This is a genomic window from Pseudoalteromonas sp. S4741 (assembly GCF_005886135.1).
GTDB lineage: Bacteria > Pseudomonadota > Gammaproteobacteria > Enterobacterales > Alteromonadaceae > Pseudoalteromonas > Pseudoalteromonas tetraodonis.
In genome coordinates, this window is sequence record NZ_PNCN01000160.1 from 1 (window position 1) to 23,310 (window position 23,310).

Sequence of the window (23,310 nt, forward strand, 5' to 3'; positions counted from 1 at the left end):
CTTGAGATGGATTTATTATCCGGAGTTCAGGTTATTTAGTGATACTCCATGAAAGCGAAAGAGATAAATTAACGGGTCAGTTAAATAGATAGACCTTTGAGAAAAAAATAAAACAGCTAATTGAAAAACAAGTATTAAAAATGCACGGCTCATCCCGAGATGAGGATAAAAGGCAACAAAAGCAGGCATCAACATCTTGGCTGGCTATTTTAGATATTGATCATTTTAAAAATATAAATGATCAATAAGGTCATATCTGTAAAGATGAAGTGTTACTGGTATTAGCGCAAAAAATGCGTCACTTTTTTCGCTCAACAGATTTAATTTTTCGTTTTGGTGGGGAAGAGTTCGTGATTGTTTTTGAGCCCACAGATGCTGACTCAATCAGTAATAAAATGGCTGAATTTATACAGCTCATTAGGTAATACATCGTTTCCTTTTGTTGAAAATATGACGATCAGTGCTGGTTTAGCGCGTATTAGTCCTTATGATTTTCCAATTGCAGTGCTAGAAAGCGCAGATAAAGCGCTTTATTATGCAAAAAATAATGGCCGAGATAAATTTTGTATCTATGAAGATTTACTTGCCGAGAACTTAATAAGTGTACAAGTTAATTTCTCAGAAATAGATTTATTTTAAACTACTGCGGCTGAGGATGGCTTCGCTGCACTTTTACTTTGGTTACTTGGTCGAGCTTTATAAAATAAACATTGCCGCCAATGCCTTTGAATTCTTCATCGGTAAAGGCGATGGTGTTGTCATCATAAAAGCTGATTGCCTCTTTTTGGGTTACAATACCTAAGTCAATTTTAAATACATCGCCAGAGAAAAACTTATCGCCTTTAAAGTTTTCAAACAGCCAAATACTGGTTGAATCTAGTAGTGCGAGCTTTTTTCTATCTGGGCTAAGTGCTGCGGATGTGATCCAGCAAAGCTTTTCCATAGTGGTGCACGTTTTAAATGAATCTATCAGCTGGGCATCAAAATTCGCTGCATGGTCGCCTACTTTGTAAACGTTAGTAATTCCATCGAATGGCTCTGTGCGATTTTTAGTAAACAAGTATAAATGTCGTCCAAAAGCCACAAACGCTTCTAAGTCATAATTACGTTGATCAGGCTGTATTGGGCTGCCATCTAATTCTGGGTAGGTAAACTTTATAATTTCAGCTTCTGTTGTATTGGTTTTTATATCTATAGGGTTTTCTATTTTATAAATTGTTAGCCATTTACGTTCATTTTTATTATTACCAAAGTCGCCTAAAAAGAAATGACCAAACTTATTTTGCGTCATATCTTCCCAGTCTATATTTTTTGCATTCGTGACGAGTACTTCTTTTGCAATTGAACCATCGTCATTGAGCCTATAAAGCTTAGGCTCGTCGCCACTATCGTTAATAGCCCAAAGCCGTTTATGTTTATCAAACTCAATGCCTGAAATTTCTTTTAGTTTTGGGTCTACAGAGACCACCTTTTTACTATATAGTGTATAAATTGAACTGCCTACAACAGCCGTAATGATGCTAAAGACGATAACAGAAGTAATAAGGATGCTTTTTTTCAACATTGTATTTAAGTGTTCATTGGGTTGGCTCAGTAGATAGTTATTATCGCTGATGATGTTGTTAAGCTAAAGGTTTTTATAGTTTTAATGTAGTAATAAAAATTAATAAGTATGTGTATAAGGATAAAAGCAAATTAATTAGCTGTTATGGTGTAGTTGGTTTAAAAGTTGCTCAGTTGCAGTGCTTACGTAAAAATCAGTATTAATGGTTAAAATTGCACCAAATCAGTGCGGTAAAATAAATAACGCACTGTAATAATGCGTAAATAAAGTTTTGATTAACTTTAAAGCTGTTTTTATGTGAATGAATGGATTCCACATCGCCTTTTTAAGCTGTTTGGCCTGTGGCAAAGATGAATAACCCTTATGGTTTAGTTGGAGCCTATTATGTTGAATAAACGCTTTTTTAAAACAAAAAATGAAGCAGAAGTAACCTTTGAATTTTCTCACCCAGATGCAGATGATGTCTGTTTACTTGGAGAATTTAATGATTGGCAGCCGGTGCCAATGAAGCACAACAAAAAGCTTGGCGTATTTAAATGCAAGCAACGTCTTCCCGTTGATAAAGAGTTTCATTTTCGCTATTTAATAAATGGTAAACAGTGGGATAACGATCATCAGGCTGATGGGTATATTGCTAATAATTTTGGTACAGAAAATAGTATAGTAAATACACAACGCATTAATTAAGGTCGCTGAATGGACGCACTATCGCAATTGTTTTATTTGCATGGTATTGGTTACGAATACACTAAGTATACGGGTGAACACGTTATATTTAGCGAAGACACCCGTAAATCTGCTTTGCACTGCTGTGGCGTTGACACACGTGATACGGCGCAAATAACCCAGTTAAATTATCAATTGGATGCGGCTACATGGTTAACACTCGCACCTGCTGTTAGCATAATAGATCAGGCTAGTAATGTGCTAAAGGTGCGTGTTAATGAAGCTGATACGCATCATAAAATTACATTAACTGTGGCAGCATTAAATATAAAGCTGCAATTTGAACACATTGCTCAGTATGCAGCATTAGGTGAGTACTTTGTAAATGGGTGTCGTTATATAGAAATAGCGCTACCACTGACGCATTTACCAACCGGCTATTATGATGCGTTATTAACGATGGGTGAGCAATCTGCTAAAACACAAATTTGGTCGACCCCTGAACAAGCCTACCAAATAGCGGATAAAAAACGCTTTGGCTTATCAATTCAGTTATATACATTAAAAAATAAAGCCGGACTCGGGATTGGCGATTTTAGTGATTTACTTGAGTTGGCAACCTTATGTGCAAAGCAAAATATGGACTATATTTTACTTAACCCATTGCACTTATTGTTTGCAGATAACCCTGAGTGTGCCAGCCCCTACAACCCAAACAATCGTGCCTTACTCAATCCGCTATATATCGCAATTAATTTATCGCCAGACAGCTTTAACAATCCGGATTTAACTGAGTTGTTATCTGCTAATACCTCAAGCAAATACAGCGACCAAAATGTAGCGTTTATTGATTATAGAACGGTTACTGAGAGCAAATATACTGCTTTTAAGCTGCTTTTTAAGCATTTTCAACAACAGGGCAGTCAAACACGGCAAAACGAATTTAGTGCGTTTTGTAAACAGTACAGTGATGTACTTGCTATGTTAGAAACCACAGAGCCCACATTTGAATATTACCTCCAATGGCAAGCACACAGCCAACTCGCGCTATGCCAACAGCATTGTATTGAGCAAGGGATGGCGATTGGTTTAATTAATGATTTAGCGGTGGGTTGTGCTAATGAGGGCACTGAATTTAAATACCAGCAGGGATTATTTAGTCAAGATGCAACCCTTGGCGCACCACCAGATCCTTGGGCACCTAATGGCCAAAATTGGGGGCTGCCAGCAATAAACCCGCAGCGCCTTGCTGACAATAACTATCAGTTTTATCGCTCACTCATACGCGCCAATATGGATGCAGCAGGCGGGTTACGAATCGACCATGTAATGGCGATTAGGCGTTTGTGGTGGTGTTTCATAAACAATAATACCCAAGATGGCTGTTATGTGTACTACCCATTTGAGCATTTATTAGCAATTTTAAAAATTGAATCTCATCTTAATCAGGCCATAGTAATAGGCGAAGATTTAGGGGTTGTTCCACCGGAGGTAAAAGAGGCACTGGTTGATAGTGGCATTTTCTCAAACAGCTTATTTTATTTTGAAAAACAACAAAACGATGAATTTGTAAATAGCGATGACCTTAGCGAGCAATGCCTGCTGATGATAGCCAATCATGATGTACCGCCATTTGTGGGCTGGTGGCAGCATAGCGATTTAAAAATTAAACAGCAGTATGGGCTGATTGATACTGATGAGTATCAGCAGTTAGTTCAGCAGCGAGAGCAAGAGCAGCACCGGCTATTACGCTTTTTAAATCCGCAAAACACTTCCTTGTCACTTAACACGGATGCTTTTGACGTTTATAGCGCTTTGGCTGTATGTTTAGCTAAATCGCCGTCTCGTTTACTTGCATTACAGCTTGATGATTTAGACAAGCAACACTACCCAGTCAATATTCCTGGCACCGACAAAGAGTATCCTAATTGGCGACGGGTACTGACACATACATGCGACGATATTTTTAAAGATAATGCTGCTCTTTTGGCTGCAATACATTCAATAAGGAATGCGTAAATGGGCAGTACTAAAAATAAGGTATCAACGCAATTAGTTGATTATGACGCACAGGTAAACGCTTTAACTGCAGGGCGATTTAAAGACCCGTTTAGTTTTTTAGGCGCGCACAACATCCAAAGTGGCACTGAAATACGCGTGTATTTGCCAGCGGCATTACGCGTCGAACTGTTAATTGATGGTCAAGTTATTAGCGCGTTACGCTATAAACACAGTGATTTATTTATCGCTGAGTTATCAAGCATGCCTAGCAGTGTTTACCAATGCCAGGTTAGTTATGAAAATAGCGATGTTACATTTTACGATGAATACAGCTTCAGCAGTACATTGGATGAACAAGCTATGTACTTGTTTAACGAAGGTAGCCTTGAGCATGCTTATACTCACCTAGGTGCGCAATTTACTACACAACAAGGGGTAGATGGTGTTCGTTTTTGTGTGTGGGCGCCTAATGCCGCCAGTGTATCGGTTATTGGTGAGTTTAATTTTTGGCAAGCGAATCGCCATTTTATGCGATTTCATCCGGCCAGTGGGGTATGGGAATTATTTATCCCGGATTTAAGTGCAGACATGTGCTACAAATTTGCTATTACTACGCTCAGTGGCGAGGTCTTAGATAAAGCCGATCCTTTTGCGTTTAAAATGCAGCAAGCACCGGGCACTGCCAGTATATTACAGTACAAACCAGCGCCTATTTTGCTAAGTGAACAAGCGATTATAAATCGCCAAAAGCGTAATCATATTGATGCGGCTATCAGTATTTATGAAGTGCACTTAGGCTCTTGGCAACGCGCTGAGCATAACCGTTACTTAAGCTACACCGAGCTTGCAGATAAGCTTGTAGGCTACGTGATTGAAATGGGGTTCACGCATTTACAACTTATGCCGATAAGTGAATACCCGTTTGATGGCTCTTGGGGTTATCAGCCAGTAGGGCTGTTTGCACCTACGAGCCGCTTTGGTGATTACAACAGCTTTAAATACTTAGTTGAACAATGCCATAAAGCTAATATAGGCATATTACTTGATTGGGTCCCTGGGCACTTTCCAAGCGATCCGCATGGCTTACATTGCTTTGATGGCACCCATTTATACGAACACGCTGATATGCGCCAAGGGTTTCATCCTGATTGGAACACCTATATTTATAATTATGACCGCCCTGAAGTAAAAAGCTTTTTAATTTCTAATGCGATGTATTGGCTTAGCCAATTTGGCATAGACGGACTACGTGTGGATGCGGTGGCGTCGATGCTTTATCTTGATTACAGTCGTAAAGAAGGACAGTGGGTAGCTAATTGTTATGGCGGTCGAGAAAACTTAGGGGCTATAGAGTGCCTAAAACAAGTGAACTTACGCAGTTATAAAAATAACCCCGGCATTATGATGGTTGCCGAGGAGTCAACGGCTTGGCCTGGGGTCACGCAAAGTGTTGAACACAATGGCTTAGGTTTTGGTTATAAATGGAATATGGGCTGGATGAATGACAGCTTAGATTATATGCAGCAAGATCCGTTATTTAGAAAATATCACCATCATAAAATGACATTTTCTATGGTGTATGCATTTAGTGAAAATTATATTTTACCGCTCAGTCATGATGAAGTGGTGCATGGAAAGGGATCACTACTAAACAAAATGCCCGGTGACGATTGGCAGCAGTTTGCAAACTTGCGTGCTTATTATGCGTTTATGTGGGCACATCCAGGCAAAAAATTACTGTTTATGGGCGCCGAAATAGCACAGCGTAAAGAGTGGGATCATGACCATTCACTAGACTGGCACTTGCTTGAGCATCAAAGCCATCAAGGGATTCAGCATACGGTTAAACGTCTTAATCAAGTGTATCAAGCGCATCCATCTTTATATGAGCTTGATAGCTGTGCAACGGGCTTTTCATGGATAGATAATAATAACAGCCAGCAGAGTATGTTTAGCTTTATTCGTTATGCTAAAAATGCTGACCACTTTATGGTTATTGTCGCTAACTTTACACCAACGGCTTATCAACACTACACCTTAGGTGTGCCAGCGAAGGGCATATATAAAGTGGTATTAAATACCGATGAGGTTTGCTTTTTTGGCTCAGGTTATCGTGTCACAGAGGATAAAAACCAGCTTATCCACTCAGTCGTTCAGCCAAGTCATGGGTTTGATCACAGTATTACAGTTAATATTGGTGGCTTAACCACACTTTACTTAGAAAAGGTGAATGATGAGTAATTGCTTTGAGGTTACTCAGGGTGCGCCTTTGCCACTGGGTTCGAGTGTACAAAACCAAGGCGTTAACTTTGCCTTGTATGCCCCTAATGCAAGCCAAGCTTTTGTGTGCTTATTTGATAAAAGCGGCCATACAGAAATATTAAAAATAGCCATGAATATTAATGAAGGCGGCGTATGGAGCATTCACATAGCCCCATTAAGCACAGGCGCATTGTATGGCTTTAGGGTTGATGGCGAATACAGCCCAGAAAAAGGCATGTTGTTTAATGAACATAAATTACTGATTGATCCGTATGCAAAAGACTTGTTTAACGAATTTACTTGGAGCGAACGACATTACGGGCAAATGCCCATTGGCACTAAAAGTGTGGTTAATAATGCGATAGATATGCCTAAATCAAAAGTGACTGCGTCGGTAGCTTATACACAAACAAAGCCACAGCATAGTTGGGCCAATACCGTTATTTATGAGTGCCATGTTAAAGGTGCCACCTGTCGCCATCCTGATATCCCTAAAGCACTACAAGGGACATTTTTAGGTTTGAGTCATCCCAGTTTTATTGATCATTTAAAAAGTTTAGGGGTAACAGCTATTGAACTTTTGCCTGTGCATGCTTTTATAAGTGAACAGTTTTTAACCGCTAAAGGACTGCAAAATTACTGGGGCTATAATAGTCTTAACTTTTTCACTCCTCATAAAGACTATTTGGTTAATGACGATATAAACGAATTTAAACAAATGGTGAGCGAGTTACACCGCGCCAATATTGAAGTTATTTTGGATGTGGTATACAACCACACCGCAGAGGGAGGAAATGATGGCCCTATTTTATCTCTGCGAGGGCTCGACAACCTAACATATTATCGCACCATTGAGGGGCAACCCAATGTTTATATTAATGATACAGGGTGTGGCAATACGTTAAATATCGATCACCCTAAAACCTTACAATTGGTACTCGACAGCTTACGTTACTGGGTTGAAGTTATGGGCGTTGATGGCTTTCGATTTGATTTAGCCACCATTTTAGCGCGTTCAAATACGGGCTTTAGTGCGTCTCACACCTTTTTACAAGCAATTGCCCAAGATCCTGTGTTAAATAAAGTTAAACTGATCAGTGAGCCGTGGGATATAGGCCCTGGTGGTTATCAGCTTGGTGCATTTCCTTCACCTTGGCGAGAGTGGAACGATCAATATCGTGATGTGATTAAACGCTTTTGGCAAAGTGAAAAAGGCATTATTAGTGATGTGGCAAAGCGTTTACATGGCTCGTTTGATATTTTTGAACACAGTAACCGAGGCCCGCTAAATAGCATTAACTTTATTACCAGCCATGATGGGTTTACGTTAGCCGACTTAGTCAGTTATGAGCAAAAACATAACCAGGCCAACGGTGAAAACAACCAAGATGGTCATAGCGCTAATTATTCGTTTAACTGCGGGGTTGAGGGATTTACCAGTGACTCAGAAGTAATGAGTTTGCGCTTACAACAGCAAAAAAACTTTCTACTCACCTTATTACTCTCCAAAGGCGTGCCAATGATAGCCGCTGGCAGTGAGATGGCGCACTCGCAAGGCGGTAATAATAACGCTTATTGTCAAAATAATCGCACCAGCTGGCTTGCTTGGAAAGACTCACAACTGAATCATTCATTGATTCAGTTTATTGATGATGCGCTAAAAATCAGGCGTGGTCACAGTGCATTTAAACACAGTGTGTTTTTGGATGATATTGATGAGCGCTTCACCGTTAAATGGTTTACCGAGCAAGGTAAAAAAATGGATGAAACACATTGGCATGAAGATACACGGCAATTTTTAATGTATAGCTTACTTGATAAGCAAAATAAGCATGCGTTATTAATTATTCTTAATGCTAGTAAACAGCCTGTGGTCTGCCAATTACCACAATCGCCCATTATCGCGCCATGGACGTTAGTGTTATCAAGTGTAAATAACGCATCATCTGTTATTCAAGAAGATGCAACCGTGAATATTTCAGCACAAAGTAGTTGGGTTTTTAGTGCCAATTTAGAAGGCGATGATTATGACTAAGCAAGACGAGCAAGTGTGTGTAGTAAAAGGCTGGCAAGCAGGCCCAGTGATAGACGAAAGTACTTTAAGTGATGATTTAACACGGCACTTTTATTACACCTTAGGACGTGATGTGGTGGGCGAGTCACAGTTGTATTTGTATCATGCATTAGCACTGACGATCAGAGACCGATTAGTGGCACGCTGCAGGGAAACCAATCAACAAATAAAACAACAAAAACGTCGTAAAACAGCCTATTTATCGTTAGAGTTTTTAATGGGCAGAGCGCTGGGTAATGCGGTATTAAATCTAGATTTAGAATCACAAGTTACAAAGGCACTGCAAGCTTACTGTACTGAGCTTGAAAGTGTGGAACAAGCTGAGCATGATGCCGGTTTAGGCAATGGCGGCTTAGGGCGACTAGCGGCTTGCTTTTTAGATAGCTGTGCCAGTTTAGCGCTGCCAGTGGTCGGTTATGGTATTCGTTATGAATATGGCATGTTTAATCAGTCAATAAAAGAGGGTAATCAGGTTGAGCAACCAGATAACTGGTTACGAGAAGGTCATCCTTGGGAATTAAGCGCACCGGAGCAAGCTAAACGGGTTAAGTTTTTTGGTTATGTACAAAGCTACACCGATAAATTTGGCCGTGAGCATCGCCAATGGATCAGTTCTCAAGATGTATTAGCAGTGCCTTATGATGTACCTATTCCGGGCTATAAAAATAATATTGTTAATACCCTTAGACTTTGGAAGTCTGAAGCAACGGACGAATTTAACTTAACAGAATTTAATGCCGGAAGTTATTCTGAAGCGGTAGCACAAAAAAATCTCGCTGAGCAAATAACCATGGTGTTGTACCCTAACGACAGCAGTGAAAATGGTAAAGAGCTGAGATTACGTCAACAATACTTTTTATCATCGGCAAGTATTCAAGATGTACTTACACAATGGATTGAACAATACGGTAATGATTTTACTGAATTTGCTCAGCATCATGTGTTTCAGCTTAACGATACCCACCCAAGTATTGCGGTTGCCGAGCTGATGCGAATTTTAGTTGATGACCATGAACTGGATTGGGTTCAGGCATGGAATATCACTACCAAAACCATGGCTTACACAAATCATACCTTACTACCAGAGGCATTAGAGAAGTGGTCGGTATCGTTATTTGCTAAATTATTACCGCGTATTTTAGAGATTATTTATGAAATTAATGCCCGCTTTTTAGCCGAGGTGGCCATGCATTGGCCAGGTGATGTGCAAAAACAACGGGATTTATCATTAATTGAAGAAGGGGGCGAGCCGCAAATACGTATGGCCTTTTTAGCCATTGTCGGCAGCTATTCTGTTAATGGTGTGGCAGCACTACACACGCAGTTATTAACCGCGGGTTTGTTTAAAGATTTTTATGCGCTATGGCCTGATAAATTTAACAACAAAACCAATGGTGTTACTCCACGGCGCTGGCTTGCATACTGCAATCCGAGTTTAAGCCAGATCATTAGCGAGAAAATAGGAAAAGACTGGGTAGGCGACTTTGCAAAAATTAGCCAATTACGCCGTTTTTATGATGATCCGCAATTGCACGTAACATGGCAACAAGCAAAACAACAAAACAAGCAACGCTTAGTTGATTTAGTAAAACAAAAGTGTGGCGTAGAGTTTGATATTAACATGCTGTTTGATGTGCAGGTAAAACGTATTCACGAATATAAACGTCAGTTACTTAACATTTTACACGTTATTCATTTATATGACCGCATACGCCGTGGCGACACACAAGGCATGGTGCCTCGCTGCGTTTTATTAGGTGGTAAAGCAGCACCTGGTTATATGATGGCTAAAAAAATCATTAAGCTGATTAATAATGTTGCTGAGGTGATCAATAAAGACCAACAGGTATCTGCTTTTCTAAGAGTCGCGTTTTTACCTAATTATAATGTAACCGCCATGGAAACCATTTGCCCTGCAACGGACTTATCGGAGCAAGTATCAACCGCGGGCAAAGAGGCCTCAGGTACCGGCAACATGAAGTTTATGATGAATGGCGCGCTAACAATAGGCACCCTAGATGGCGCTAATATTGAAATACGTGACGCTGTTGGGGCTGAGAACTTCTTCTTATTTGGCGCACAAGCTGAGCACATTGACGACATAAAAGCGCATTATAACCCCAGTGAAATAATTGCGAATAACCCTGATTTGAATAGTGTGATGCATTTACTCGAAAGTGGCCATTTCAATCTATTTGAACCTGGCTTATTTGACGATGTGATTAATGGTATTAAAAGTAACAACGATCCTTGGTTAACCGCCCATGACTTTGCCAGCTATATAGCTGCGCAACGTGATGTTGATAAAGCCTATGCAGATCAAACATACTGGACTCAAATGAGTATTTTAAATACTGCCGCCAGTGGCTCATTTTCTAGTGACAGAACAATTAGTCAATATTGTGATGATATATGGCATTTAACTCCACTTGATACCACACACCAAACAGTAAAAACAAACACTGACACTAACAGCTGACACTAAACGGAGAGAGTAATATGCCCAGTTATGCAAATCGTTATATAAGTAATTTAACCAGAGAAACCTACGCTTTAATTCTTGCCGGAGGTCGCGGTTCTCGCTTGCATGAGCTAACCGACTGGCGTGCTAAACCCGCCGTTTATTTTGGTGGTAAACATCGTATTATTGATTTTCCACTATCAAATTGCATTAACTCAGGTGTAAGACGTGTCGGAATTGCAACGCAGTATAAATCTCATTCGCTAATACGCCATGTAAATCGTGCATGGGGGCATTTTAAAAAGGAATTAGGTGAGTCAGTTGAAATATTACCTGCGTCACAGCGCCATGGTGAAGAATGGTATTGCGGTACTGCCGATGCGGTATTTCAAAATATGGATATTATTCGCCATGAATTACCTAAATATGTAATGATTTTGTCAGGCGATCATGTATATCGTATGGATTACGGCGGTTTGTTAGCAAAGCATGTCGAAAATGGTGCTGATATGACCGTATGCTGTTTAGAAGTCGCGGTTGAAGAAGCAGCGGGTACCTTTGGTGTGATGACGGTTGATGAAGAAAGTCGTGTACGTCGGTTTGACGAAAAACCTGCCGAGCCCAGCTCAGTGCCTGGTAAACCTGGTACGTGTTTAGCGTCAATGGGTAATTACGTATTCAATACTGAGTTTTTATTTGAGCAATTACAAAGAGATTCACAAACAGAAGGCTCAGGGCGTGATTTTGGTCATGACATTATTCCAGCCATTATTGAAGAACATAATGTGTTTGCTTATCCGTTTAGAGATCCCGCACAAGTAGGGCAACCTTATTGGCGCGATGTAGGGACCTTAGATTCATTTTGGGAAGCTAATATGGAACTGGTTATGCCTGAGCCTCAATTGGATTTGTACGACCCTACTTGGCCAATTTGGACATACCAAGAGCAGCTTCCTCCAGCTAAGTTTATTTTTGATGATGACGATCGCCGGGGTATGGCTGTTGATTCAACCGTATCCGGTGGCTGTATTATTTCAGGCTCATTAGTAAGAAAGTCATTACTGTTTTCGAATGTACATATTCGCTCATATTGTACTATTGAAGAGTCGGTGGTTTTACCCGGTGTTATAGTTAACCGTGGGTGTAAAATAAAACGTGCCATTATTGATAGAAGCTGTGAGATACCACCTGGACTAGAAATTGGTTATGATCGCCAATCTGACGAAGCCAATGGCTTTAGAGTATCTAAAAAGGGAATTGTTTTGGTAACCCGTGAGATGCTGACAAAGTTAAATCAATAATTAAAAGAGCAAGGCGAAAGCCTTGCAGCAAACTATAAGAGTAAATTAATGCATATATTAATGGTTGCTGCAGAGAATGATGCGTTACCTAATGCCAAAGTTGGTGGTGTTGCTGATGTTATTCGTGATTTACCAAAGGCGTTAGTGGCGCAGGGGCTGACGGTAGATGTGGTTATTCCTGATTATGGTTTTGAACTAGGTGAGCGCTGTTTTATTGGTGAAGTGAGTGTGGCATTTAAGTCACAGACCCACGTTTTATCTTTGTTTGAAATTCCACAGAATCAAAAAGGGGTGAGGCAAATAGTGATAAGTCATCCTCTTTTTAGTCAATCATTGAGTGTGTATTGTAACGACAACGATAATAGACCATTTGCTACCGATGCAACCAAGTTTGCACTGTTTAATGCCGCTATTTGTGAAGCGCTTTTACAAGGGGTATTAACACAACCCAACACGTTACATTTGCATGATTGGCATAGTGCCTGTGTGGCCGTATTACTTAAATTTAATCCTCGTTATGGCAAGCTTGCTAAGCTGCGCTTGGTATATACGGTGCACAATTTAGCTTTGCAGGGAATTCGTCCTTTTAAAGGGGATGATTCAAGCTTAGAAGCATGGTTTCCCTCGTTAAGTTACGACGGGCAACGATTATGCGACCCTCGTTATCCGCATTGCTTTAACCCTATGCGCAGTGCCATTAATTTAGCCGACAAAGTACATGTGGTTTCACCGAGTTATAGCCAAGAAGTGCAAATAGCAAGTAATGACGCCCACGGATTCTTTGGTGGCGAAGGGCTTGAACGAGATTTACAGCAAGCGGCTGAGCAAGGCAAATTAATTGGCATACTCAACGGCTGTGATTACGCAATTCAAGACGAACATGAAGCAACTTATAGTAAGCTATTAGAGCAAATAGAATCGACTTTGTTTAGTTGGATGGCAAAAAGCGCGCAATTACACAGCAGCCACTACATCGCTCATCAGCGTGTTTTGCAATTTATGGCGTGTGATAAGCAAGGGCCACTTGTAACAAGTGTAGGGCGGCTCACTGATCAAAAAGTATTGTTACTTTGCCAGCAACAAAGCAAAGACCTGACTATTGATTCAGTGTGTCAGATCATTAATCAATTTAAGGGGCGTTTACTTGTGCTTGGCTCTGGCGATAGTAAACTTGAACACCTTTTTACCTGCGCCATGGCACGTAATAACAACTTTTTGTTTTTAAAAGGCTATGGGCAAGGTGTTGGCGATTTAATGTATCAATTAGGTGATTTATTTTTAATGCCGAGTTCTTTTGAGCCCTGTGGAATTAGCCAGATGCTCGCAATGCGAGCCGGCCAACCTTGCTTAGTGCACAGTGTCGGAGGTTTAAAAGATACCGTAGAGCATAATGTCAGTGGATTTTGTTTTAACGGCGATACGCTAAGTACACAAGCTAATGCACTCTTGCAGAGTTTAACTGAGGCACTTAGCCTATATCAAACAAACCCTAAGCAATGGCAAGCAATAAAAAGGCGAGCTGCTGATGCACGATTTAGTTGGGATAGTGTGGTAACTGATTATATAACATACTTATATTAAAAAATTTTATAAAGTTCAGTGACATCCCTTCTTGTTTACGCTTTAATTACTTAGTCTGGTGGAAATAATATAAAGTAGGTAATGTGTCTGTATTTGTGGCAAGGCAAGCAATACTAAATAGGAATCAAAATGTAGTTGCTTATGAACTGCTATTTCGCGATAGTCCTGAAAATTGCTTTCCTGGTGTGTCTGATGGCCAAGCAACGGCGAGGCTTATCATGGAAAACCAGCTTAACCTAGGTACTCGTCACATTACCTCGGGTAAAAAAGCATTGATCAATATTGGCCCTGAGTCGTTAAAACTTGATTTGTGTGATTTTTTACCTTGTAAAGATGTGGTTATTGAATTACTTGAGACCATAGAGCCCACCGACGATACCTACGAGTTATGTCGTAAACTATTCCACAGTAACTACAAATTAGCCCTTGATGATTTTGTTTATAAGCCGCAGTGGGAGCGCTTTTTAAAGCTGGTCAACTTAATTAAATTTGATATTCGCCTTACTCCACTTGCTGAAATTCCGCTGGTGGTGAATAAGCTTAAAAAATACAAAAATATTAAACTACTAGCCGAAAAAATAGAAACCGTTGAAGAATATAAATTGGCCCGTAAAATGGGCTTTGATTATTTTCAAGGTTATTATTTTGCGCGCCCAGTGATGATAGAACAAAAAGATATGCACTATAATTACGGCCTAGTGATCGCCATTTACTCAGAAGTAATGAAGCCAGATCCTGATGTTAAAGTGATCACCGGTTTATTTGAGCTTGATGCGGCATTGGCCTACAAGTTACTGCGTTTATTAAATAGCGGTGTGTTTCCGCTACAAAGCCAAATTTCGTCGTTAAAACAAGCGTTAGTTTACCTCGGCCAAGCACGTTTAAAAAAGTTTGTTAACTTAATTGTCACTGCCCATACAGCTCGCTCTAAGCCTATAGAGCTCATGCAGATGTGCGTTATTCGCGCACGGTTTTGTGAATTAATAGCCGCAAAAGTTGCTAAGCAGGTTCAAGGTGAAGCATTTTTAACGGGGCTTTTTTCACTGCTCGATGCTATTTTAGACAAGCCAATGGACTTGCTGGTTGATAAACTTCCATTCCCGGAAGATATAAAAGCAGCGTTAACTGGTGAAAAAAATAACTTATATTATATCCTTGAAACAGTCAAAGCCTACGAAACAGGAAGCTGGTGGGCGCTTGAGAAAGCGGTATTACTGATTAATTTAGACAGTGTTTTTTTACCAAAATTATACAAACAAGCGGTACAATGGGCCGATAGCTATAAAGATAATATTTAGGGAATTCATGCTTTGCGCAATTATAATATGGACTTTATAAGGGGCGTAGCCGTACTTGGTCTGGTATTTATTAACTGTTTTTCCTTTGCTATTTTCGAGCTTAATTATACGCCACTTACCACACCTCCAGCTAGCGATAATTTTTTACACACCTTAAGCCTTATATTTGTTGAAGGGCGGTTTCGCACATTATTTACGTTATTATTTGGTGCTGGTCTTTATATTCAGTTTCAGCGTCAGCAATGTATTGAGCCACTAAAAAAACGATTACATTGGCTGATTGTGTTTGGCTTAATACATGGTTTTTTATTGTGGGCGGGCGACATTTTGTTTTTATATGGGGTGTCAGGTTTATTTATATTGCGCTATTTAGATTACACGAATGAAGAGCTTAAAAACAAAGCGGCGCTTTTTACTTTTATTTCTTTAATGACCATTGCCATATTTATGTTAGGGCTTAATGAGGCACCCTTATACAGAGATTCACCCGAGTACTACGAAATATACACTAGTTACTACCAAAGCATCGGTGCTCACTTTAGCCAAAATATAACAATGAGCATTTATATGTTGCTGGCTGTGCCAATTTTATTACTGTGGGCAAGTGCTGGCTTTATGCTAATTGGTATTGTTGCCTACAAATGTAATGTGTTTAGTGATGGATTTAGCAGGTCGGGGCTAATTAAACTTGCTGTGTTAAGTGTGTTGCTGACTAGCTTACGATTAGTGTTAGAGTCATATGAACAAGGTATTGGTTATGCGTTACAAGAGCCTGTTAATGAACTTGCTGCCTTATGTGTTGCACTGCTTTATATTCATTTAATTGTTAAACTTTGCGACAACAGCGCCTACATAGGGAGGCTTATCCAACAAGTTGGACGTTTAGCGTTTACGTTATATATAAGCCAAACCATTATGCAGTTATTATTGTTTAAAGTGTTTTTTCCGCAGTGGACGCTTAGTTTTAATCGACTCGATTATTGGCTTGTTGCCATTAGCTTAGTGATTGTACAGCTTATATTTACAGCTATTTATTGCCGTTATTTTAAGCAAGGCCCGCTTGAATACCTATGGCGTAAATTAGCAAAAATTAACCGCGAAAAAATAGCTTGAGTAGTTTAAACTATGCGCCTTTATATTTAAGAAGATTTGCCTGATGACAGACTTAAAGCGTTTAAATAAATTTATTAGTGAAACAGGGTTTTGCTCTCGCCGCGAAGCCGATAAATATATTGAGCAAGGTCGTGTTACCGTAAATGGCGAATTACCAGAAATGGGTGTTAAAGTTGCCCAATCTGATGTGGTATTAGTGGATGGTAAGCCATTAAAAGCGCCACCTAAACGTGTGTATATTGCTTATAATAAACCTGTGGGCATTACCTGTACCACAGAGCGTAAAATTCAAAGTAATATAGTTAAAGCCGTTAATTACCCTGAACGTATATTTCCGATTGGTCGTTTAGACAGACCCTCAGAAGGGCTGATTTTTTTAACCAATGAAGGCGATATCGTTAATAAAATTTTGCGAGCTGGCAATAACCACGAAAAAGAATATGTGGTTACTGTAGACAAACCACTTAATCGTCAGTTTGTAAATAAAATGGCGAACGGTATTCCTATTTTAGATACTGTCACTAAAAAATGTAAAGTTACTCAGACTGGTGCGCAGCAATTTAGCATTATTTTAACCCAAGGTTTAAACCGTCAAATTCGCCGTATGTGTGAATACTTAGGCTACGAAGTGGTTACACTAAAACGTGTGCGTATTATGAACGTAACCCTCAAAGGATTGAAAGTAGGGCAGTGGCGACATTTAAGCGACGCTGAAATGGCGGTCATTAACGACTCGATTGCTGATTCAGGTAAAACGCAAGAACACTCACTTTATGATGATGCTGAACAGCGCAATAACACAGAACAAGCTAAAAATAGTCACGCTAAACCTGCTCATAAGCGTGATTTTCAGGGCGGAAAACCACGTCGTGAAAATAATGACGAGCAACAAAAGCAGGCTAAAAAAAGTAGCCGAAATACCCCTTATCAAAAACGCTCTACTACTTATGTGGGTAAATCAAATACTCACAAAGCAAATACTGCCACAGGAAACAAAACCCGCAGCAGTGGCACGTTAAGCTTAAAAAAGTAATTAAGCTTGTTTAACAAAGCAAATAAAAACGCAGCCTTAGCTGCGTTTTTTGTTAGCCTACTATTTTTTAGGGTAATCAATCCTAAATACCACAGTGTATAAAACCGGCACTACAATTAGCGTCAGTATGGTAGCAAACCCTAAGCCAAACATAATGGTGACCGCCATCGACTGAAAAAATACGTCGAATAATAACGGGATCATGCCAAGTATTGTTGTGATAGCGGCCATGGCTACAGGGCGCACACGGCTTACGCCTGAGTCAAACACTGCTTGATAGGGTGATTTACCTTCACTCAGTTCTAAGTTTATTTGATCAACTAGTACAATGCCGTTTTTAATTAGCATGCCGCTTAAGCTTAGTAAGCCTAGTAGCGCCATAAAGCTAAACGGCGCATTCATCACTAATAAGCCTGCACTAACACCAATAATAGCCAGCGGTACAGTTGCCCAAATAACCAAAGGTTTTTTCACTGAGTTAAACAGTAATACTGTTACTGCAAACATTGCTAAATAGCCCAGTGGTAACGAGCCAAAAATAGCCTTTTTCGCTTTGCTTGATGATTCGAACTCGCCGCCCCATTGCATTTCATAGCCACGGGGTAAATCAATTGCTTCAACCTCAGCGCGAACCCGAGCAAATAATTTTGCAGGCGTTTCATCACCCAAAACATCATGATCTGCCATCACAGTAATGGTGCGTTTACGATCGCGACGCATAATTAAGCTGTCTTCCCACTCAACAATAAATTCATCAACCACTTGGGTAACCGGCACAAACACGCGTAAAACAGGGCTATAAATTTGTAAATCGTGAACACTGTCTACATTTAAGCGCTCGCTTGCCGGTGAACGGGCAATAATAGGCAATAATTGCGTACCATCACGATATACACCCACTTGCTTACCCGATAGGCTCGTTAACAGAACTTGGTCAAGATCAAATTTGGTGATCCCCAAACGGCGCGCTTTTTGTTCATTAAATTGCGGACGAATCATTTTAGTACGTGCACGCCAATCATCTCGAATGTTAAAGGCACCGTCGTCTTTAGCGATAATCTCTTTAGCCTGTGATGATAGCTGTCTTAAAACAACCGGATCGGGGCCTGAGAACCGCGCCTCTATTTTAGCATCGGTTGACGGACCAATTTCCATTGGTTTTACTTTTAACTTTGCTGACAGCGGATGTTGCTGTGCGTAATCACGCACCTTTTGCATGACTTTTGCGACGGCTTCACGATTGGTGACACGAATAATTAACTGCCCATAAGCAGGATAAGATTTTTCTGGCGCGTAAGTCAGCATAAAACGCGGCGCACCTTGGCCAACCGTACTGGTGATTTCTGTGACCAGTTCATTCTTTTGTAAATAAGCTTCTAGCTGCTTAATGCCCTCAAGGGTTGCGCGAATATCAGCGCCTTGATCTTGCCAGTAATCGACATAAAACATCGGGGTATTCGAGGCTGGAAAAAATGATTGTTTTACCGAGCCAAACCCCACTACAGCGCTACATAAAAGGGCAACCATAAGGACTAAGGTTGTTTTTCTAAAGCGCATAGCTAAATTTAATGTCGCTTTATAACCATTGAATATGATGCCTTGATAAGGGTCTTCATGCTCTTGATTATGTTCGTGTTTAAATTCGGTTTCTTTAAACATTAAATGGGCAAAAAACGGGGTGAGGGTAATTGCGGTGATCCAGCTTAATAGCAATGAGATAAACAGCACCCAAAATAAGCTACCAGCAAATTCACCACTGGCATCTGAGCTTAAACCAATCGGTGCGAAAGCGGTTATGGCAATAACTGTTGCGCCAAGTAGTGGCCACTTAGTTTGATCGACAATATTAATTGCCGCTTTAAGCTTTGTTTGTCCGCGCTTGAGGTTGATGAGAATACCTTCGGTCACAACAATGGCATTATCGACCAGCATACCTAGTGCAATAATTAGCGCACCTAATGATATGCGTTGTAAGTCAATCGCAAACAGCTTCATAAATATAAAGGTGCCTAATACGGTCAGTAATAATATACCGCCGATTAAAACCCCACTTTTAAAGCCCATAAAAATAAGTAGTACTATAATAACTATTGCAATGGCCTCTATTAAACTAACAATAAAGCCATCTACCGACTGCTCTACTTCTTTAGGTTGGTTATACACTGAGCTAATATCAATACCATGCGGGCGTTGATACTCAAGAGATGCTAAGTGCTCATCTATGTGTTTACCCACATCAACAACATTAACCCCAGACATAAACGACACACCAATAAGCAGAGCATGTTGTTGATTGTAATGAATCACATTAGTCGGTACTTCAGCATATTCACGGTAAACCTTTGCAACATCGCCTAGATAAATGAGTTCGCTGGCACCAGGCTTTGAAATTAATAAGGTTTCAAGTTCTTTTACATCTTTAAATTCACCAGTAGGGTGCAAGCGAATAGACTCATCACCCACGCGAATACGTCCAGCGTTAGATACGGTGTTTTGTGATTGCAGTAAATCATAAATATGACTAGGCGCAATACCGAGTTGGGCAAGCTTTTGCGTCGATACCTCAACCATTACTTGTGGCTGCTGTTGGCCCGCAATTGTAACTTTGCTCACTCCTTTGACTAAAACAAGTTCACGTTTTAAATAATCAACATAGTCTTTTAATTCATCATACGAGTAGCCATCGCCCGTGACGGCAAACATAACGCCGTAAACATCGGCAAAATCATCAATCACATTACTGGGGTAAACACCACTTGGTAGCGACGGGCTAAGGTCGTTTATTTTACGACGCATTTCATCCCATATTTGTCTTAGCTCCTGTTTACGATAGGTGCTTTTCATTTCTACGGTAATTTGTGATTTACCATTGGATGAAATAGAGGTGACATAATCAACATAGGGGAGCTGTTGAATGGCATTTTCAATCGGAAATGTCACTTCTTCTTCGACTTGCTGTGGAGAGGCACCTGGATATAAAGTGATCACCATGGCTTTTTTTAAAGTGAATTCAGGATCTTCCAGCTGGCCTAAATCAAAATAAGATACACTGCCGCCAATTAACAGCAACAGCGTAAACATCCAGCTAATGACTTTTTTCTCAATAGATAGTTGCGCAAAGCCCATAATTATAAGCCTCGCTCTTTATTCCAAGGACGAACAGACATGCCCTCTTGTAAAGAGTGAACACCGGCAGAGACAATTTGTTGGCCTTCTTTTACGCCGCTAAGCACTTCGATAGTGTCGTGATGCAATTGGCCCACTTGTACTGCTTGTTTATGCACAGTGCCAGTTTGCTGATTAAAAACCCACACATAGGCATTATCGCTTAGGCTTTTATTAGGATCTGAAAATACCGACTCAATAGGTAAAATAGTGTAAGGGGTTTGTGAGCGTGTAACTTTACTCAAATCTATCATCACTTGTCCCGACATACCCGCAAGTAAGTTAAAATCTTTTGGCACCGGTAATGAAAACACCACTTTATAGGTGAGTGTTGCAGGATCGGCTTGGGTATCCCATTCTTTAAGCGTTAGTTTGTATTGCTTGTCGTGATAGCCATCAAATTCAACCATAGGTTGGTATTGGGTATCTTTTTGAATGCGCGCCACGATTTTTTCAGGAACCTGTATTTCTACATCCATAAAATCGCGAGTTTCTAGGCGCAGAACATTTTGTTTTGCTTGAATACTCTCAAAGTTTTTTACAAACACTTTGGCTACTATGCCAGCAAAAGGAGCACGAAGTTCACTGTACTCTAAATTTGTTTCTGCAATTTTAAACGCTGACTCAGCGACTTGTTTATTGGCAACGGCTTGATCAAGCTCAGATTGACTGGTGATATTTTTATCAAATAGTTGTTTAATGCGTTTTAGCTGTGATTTTGCCAGTTCGTATCGTGCTTTACGTTCGTTATATTGTAATTGAAAATCCTCAGGATCTAACTTAGCCAATAGTTGTCCTTTTTCAACTTGTTCACCAGCTAATACAGGAAATTCAACCAACTCACCGTTGACCCTAAAAGCAAGATATGAGCCTTGGTTTGCAACCACTTCAGCGGGGAAGCTGCGAATGTTAGTTTGTGAATCATGACCAATGCTAAATAATTTAACCGGACGAATAGGCTCTTCTTTAGCTATATTCTCGGGCTCTGAGCAGCCTATTAAACTTAGTAATGTCGCAGATAGTAAACATAAGCGAAACAGTGGCATGATATCTCCATGATAAAAAAAGGCTAAATAAGTGTGTGCAGCATACGCTGCAAACATATAAAATAAAATTCATTAAATTTTAGAAACTCAATAAGTTTTACTTATAATGTGCCGGGCTGACTATGAAACTTAATCAATTACAAATTTTAGATGCTATTGTGCAAAGTGCGAGCTTAAGTGGCGCTGCATTAAAGCTACATAAAACTCAGCCTGCATTGACACTGGCGATTAAAAACTTAGAGGCGAAATTAGGTTTTGATCTACTCGACCGTTCAAAATACCGATTACAACTCACCGAAAAGGGGCGTATTTTTCATCGCGAGGCTAAACAACTTTTAAACGCGAATGAGCAGCTTACTCAGCTTGCAACCGAGCTGGCGCTGGGGAATGAAGCGCAATATAGAGTTTGCTACGAGCAAATTTGTCATGTGCAAAGTTATAACGAGATCATAAGTAATACTTTTAAGCATTTTTCTAGTACAGAATTTCGTTTAACCAGTGGTAAACGGTTTGTATCTTTAGAGCAAGTTAATACCGGTCAAGCCGAGCTTGGAATAGGCCCGTGGTTTGATTTATTTCATGCAACTGGCGATTTAGAAAGCTTACCCATTGGTAAACTAGATATTGGCATTGTAGGAGCTAAAGGGGTTTTACCTAAGCAGCTTACCTACGATGAGTTACAGCTTTACCCCTGTTTGGCTATGTTTGAAAGTGGCTTGAGCATAGACAGCGATAGACTTTCCTATTCAAAAGGGGCTGCGGTGATGAAAATTGATGATATATCTACCCTAAAGTCGTTTTTATTGTCAGGTGCGGGTTGGGCAATGATGAGTTTAGGGCATTGTAAAAAAGAAATTGCCGCGGGCTCATTACAGCAAATCATAGTTACCGACAGAGAGCACCAGTTTAGTGCGCAAATTAGAGCCTTTCGTCAGCATGCTATGCATCATGGGCCTGTAGCTCGTAAAATTTGGCAGCAATTTAAATTACTCAGTCAGGAGTATTTAAGCAAGAATGGACGTTAATAAAGAAACGGTAATTTACACTATCATAGCCAGTATACCCAAAGGCAATGTTGCCAGTTATGGCCAAGTAGCAGCACTTGCGGGTTATCCTAATAATGCTAGGTTGGTAGGTCGCTTATTAAAAGAGATGCCAAAAGATTCGGTGATCCCTTGGCATCGAGTGGTTAATAGCCAAGGTAAAATATCATTTCCCGAAGGGAGTGATAAATACCAAGAACAACGACAAAAACTGTTATTAGAAGGTGTTAATTTTGACAATAATAAAGTGAATATGCGCGAGTGTAGATGGGAGTGATATAACTATTCTCGGCAGATAAGTGCTCGCGTAGGTCTGATAAGCGAAGCGCCATCCGACAAAGTAAAATACCTTGCCAATAATTCTCAATATTTAATGTTGTCGAGTAGCCAGAGAGTGCCATGAGCGGATTTTAAAGGCGTGTATCTGAAAATCTGTTGGGTGGCGCCTTTGGCTTAACCAACCTACCTTTTAACGTAGGTTAAACAAGTGGCGGAGCCACGCCATCCGACAAAAATAATGAATTTACCAGAAACAACCCAATTTACCCGTTAGCGATATAAATAACTGATTTGTACTGTAAGTTAAACCATATATATTGACTGTCGGCTGAGTGCCCAGACTGTGTGAAAACTAATTTTTAATAAATTGTCTTGGGTATGTTCTTAGTTTGAAACCATTTAAGATGGTTGCGATCGATTTTT

General features: G+C 40.2%; 15 protein-coding genes and 1 pseudogene. 13 read left to right on the forward strand and 3 right to left on the reverse strand.

What is annotated here, in order from left to right; all coding sequences use genetic code 11:
- Positions 1-32: 32 nt before the first annotated feature.
- Positions 33-639, forward strand: a pseudogene (locus CWC30_RS16655) (GGDEF domain-containing protein); the annotation flags it as partial.
- 1 nt (position 640) lies between these two features.
- On the opposite strand, the gene CWC30_RS16660 reads toward CWC30_RS16655, so the two are convergent.
- Positions 641-1,564: a hypothetical protein gene (locus tag CWC30_RS16660; RefSeq protein ID WP_036983957.1), complete on the reverse strand. Its 924-nt coding sequence runs from the start codon at positions 1,562-1,564 to the stop codon at positions 641-643.
- Between the two features lie 384 nt (positions 1,565-1,948).
- Between CWC30_RS16660 and CWC30_RS16665 the strand changes: the two genes are divergently transcribed.
- The 10 genes from CWC30_RS16665 to rluF all read left to right on the forward strand — a co-directional run bounded on the left by CWC30_RS16665 (position 1,949) and on the right by rluF (position 17,354).
- Positions 1,949-2,251 carry an isoamylase early set domain-containing protein gene (locus CWC30_RS16665; protein WP_013463235.1) on the forward strand — a complete coding sequence of 101 codons (303 nt, stop codon included), beginning with the start codon at positions 1,949-1,951 and terminating at the stop codon, positions 2,249-2,251.
- Between the two features lie 9 nt (positions 2,252-2,260).
- Positions 2,261-4,249: a 4-alpha-glucanotransferase gene (gene malQ, locus CWC30_RS16670; protein WP_138627662.1), complete on the forward strand. Its 1,989-nt coding sequence runs from the start codon at positions 2,261-2,263 to the stop codon at positions 4,247-4,249.
- Complete coding sequence (gene glgB / locus CWC30_RS16675; RefSeq protein WP_138627663.1) at positions 4,250-6,472, forward strand: 1,4-alpha-glucan branching protein GlgB; 2,223 nt, start codon at positions 4,250-4,252, stop codon at positions 6,470-6,472. It begins immediately after the preceding gene.
- Positions 6,465-8,528, forward strand: a complete 2,064-nt coding sequence (gene glgX / locus CWC30_RS16680; protein WP_138627664.1) for a glycogen debranching protein GlgX — start codon at positions 6,465-6,467, stop codon at positions 8,526-8,528. Before glgB ends, glgX begins: the two co-directional genes overlap by 8 nt.
- Positions 8,521-11,046: a glycogen/starch/alpha-glucan phosphorylase gene (locus CWC30_RS16685; protein ID WP_138627665.1), complete on the forward strand. Its 2,526-nt coding sequence runs from the start codon at positions 8,521-8,523 to the stop codon at positions 11,044-11,046. The genes glgX and CWC30_RS16685 overlap by 8 nt, the downstream gene beginning before the upstream one ends.
- A 20-nt stretch (positions 11,047-11,066) precedes the next feature.
- Positions 11,067-12,329, forward strand: a complete 1,263-nt coding sequence (glgC, locus tag CWC30_RS16690) for a glucose-1-phosphate adenylyltransferase (protein ID WP_138627666.1) — start codon at positions 11,067-11,069, stop codon at positions 12,327-12,329.
- A gap of 48 nt (positions 12,330-12,377) precedes the next feature.
- On the forward strand, positions 12,378-13,910 hold the full coding sequence (locus CWC30_RS16695; RefSeq protein ID WP_069438936.1) for a glycogen synthase: 1,533 nt from the start codon (positions 12,378-12,380) through the stop codon (positions 13,908-13,910).
- An 83-nt stretch (positions 13,911-13,993) separates the two neighbouring features.
- Positions 13,994-15,208 carry an EAL and HDOD domain-containing protein gene (locus CWC30_RS16700; protein ID WP_138627667.1) on the forward strand — a complete coding sequence of 405 codons (1,215 nt, stop codon included), beginning with the start codon at positions 13,994-13,996 and terminating at the stop codon, positions 15,206-15,208.
- Between the two features lie 12 nt (positions 15,209-15,220).
- Positions 15,221-16,321 (forward strand): DUF418 domain-containing protein, encoded by a 1,101-nt coding sequence (locus tag CWC30_RS16705; RefSeq protein WP_502704756.1) that lies wholly within the window; start codon positions 15,221-15,223, stop codon positions 16,319-16,321.
- Between the two features lie 43 nt (positions 16,322-16,364).
- A complete protein-coding gene (rluF, locus tag CWC30_RS16710) occupies positions 16,365-17,354 on the forward strand; it encodes a 23S rRNA pseudouridine(2604) synthase RluF (protein ID WP_138627668.1) in 990 nt (329 codons plus the stop codon).
- Positions 17,355-17,414: 60 nt separating this feature from the next.
- Here rluF and CWC30_RS16715 read toward each other — a convergent pair whose 3' ends face one another.
- On the reverse strand, positions 17,415-20,480 hold the full coding sequence (locus tag CWC30_RS16715; RefSeq protein WP_138627669.1) for an efflux RND transporter permease subunit: 3,066 nt from the start codon (positions 20,478-20,480) through the stop codon (positions 17,415-17,417).
- A gap of 2 nt (positions 20,481-20,482) precedes the next feature.
- A complete protein-coding gene (locus CWC30_RS16720; RefSeq protein ID WP_171034743.1) occupies positions 20,483-21,565 on the reverse strand; it encodes an efflux RND transporter periplasmic adaptor subunit in 1,083 nt (360 codons plus the stop codon).
- 122 nt (positions 21,566-21,687) lie between these two features.
- On the opposite strand from CWC30_RS16720, the gene CWC30_RS16725 reads away from it, so the two are divergent.
- Both CWC30_RS16725 and CWC30_RS16730 read left to right on the forward strand, forming a co-directional pair.
- The gene (locus CWC30_RS16725) at positions 21,688-22,590 is read left to right on the forward strand and encodes a LysR family transcriptional regulator (RefSeq protein WP_138627671.1); all 903 of its coding nucleotides are present in this window, start codon (positions 21,688-21,690) and stop codon (positions 22,588-22,590) included.
- Positions 22,580-22,885, forward strand: coding sequence for an MGMT family protein (locus CWC30_RS16730; RefSeq protein ID WP_138627672.1), 306 nt, complete (start codon positions 22,580-22,582; stop codon positions 22,883-22,885). Before CWC30_RS16725 ends, CWC30_RS16730 begins: the two co-directional genes overlap by 11 nt.
- Positions 22,886-23,310: the final 425 nt, after the last annotated feature.

What these genes read in the sequence shown, in the direction of transcription:
- CWC30_RS16730 (WP_138627672.1), top strand. Translation starts at nt 22,580, where the DNA reads ATGGACGTTAATAAAGAAACGGTAATTTACACTATCATAGCCAGTATA.
- CWC30_RS16660 (WP_036983957.1), bottom strand. Translation starts at nt 1,564, where the DNA reads ATGTTGAAAAAAAGCATCCTTATTACTTCTGTTATCGTCTTTAGCATC.
- CWC30_RS16725 (WP_138627671.1), top strand. Translation starts at nt 21,688, where the DNA reads ATGAAACTTAATCAATTACAAATTTTAGATGCTATTGTGCAAAGTGCG.
- rluF (WP_138627668.1), top strand. Translation starts at nt 16,365, where the DNA reads ATGACAGACTTAAAGCGTTTAAATAAATTTATTAGTGAAACAGGGTTT.
- CWC30_RS16665 (WP_013463235.1), top strand. Translation starts at nt 1,949, where the DNA reads ATGTTGAATAAACGCTTTTTTAAAACAAAAAATGAAGCAGAAGTAACC.
- glgC (WP_138627666.1), top strand. Translation starts at nt 11,067, where the DNA reads ATGCCCAGTTATGCAAATCGTTATATAAGTAATTTAACCAGAGAAACC.
- CWC30_RS16695 (WP_069438936.1), top strand. Translation starts at nt 12,378, where the DNA reads ATGCATATATTAATGGTTGCTGCAGAGAATGATGCGTTACCTAATGCC.
- CWC30_RS16720 (WP_171034743.1), bottom strand. Translation starts at nt 21,565, where the DNA reads ATGCCACTGTTTCGCTTATGTTTACTATCTGCGACATTACTAAGTTTA.
- glgX (WP_138627664.1), top strand. Translation starts at nt 6,465, where the DNA reads ATGAGTAATTGCTTTGAGGTTACTCAGGGTGCGCCTTTGCCACTGGGT.
- glgB (WP_138627663.1), top strand. Translation starts at nt 4,250, where the DNA reads ATGGGCAGTACTAAAAATAAGGTATCAACGCAATTAGTTGATTATGAC.
- malQ (WP_138627662.1), top strand. Translation starts at nt 2,261, where the DNA reads ATGGACGCACTATCGCAATTGTTTTATTTGCATGGTATTGGTTACGAA.
- CWC30_RS16715 (WP_138627669.1), bottom strand. Translation starts at nt 20,480, where the DNA reads ATGGGCTTTGCGCAACTATCTATTGAGAAAAAAGTCATTAGCTGGATG.
- CWC30_RS16685 (WP_138627665.1), top strand. Translation starts at nt 8,521, where the DNA reads ATGACTAAGCAAGACGAGCAAGTGTGTGTAGTAAAAGGCTGGCAAGCA.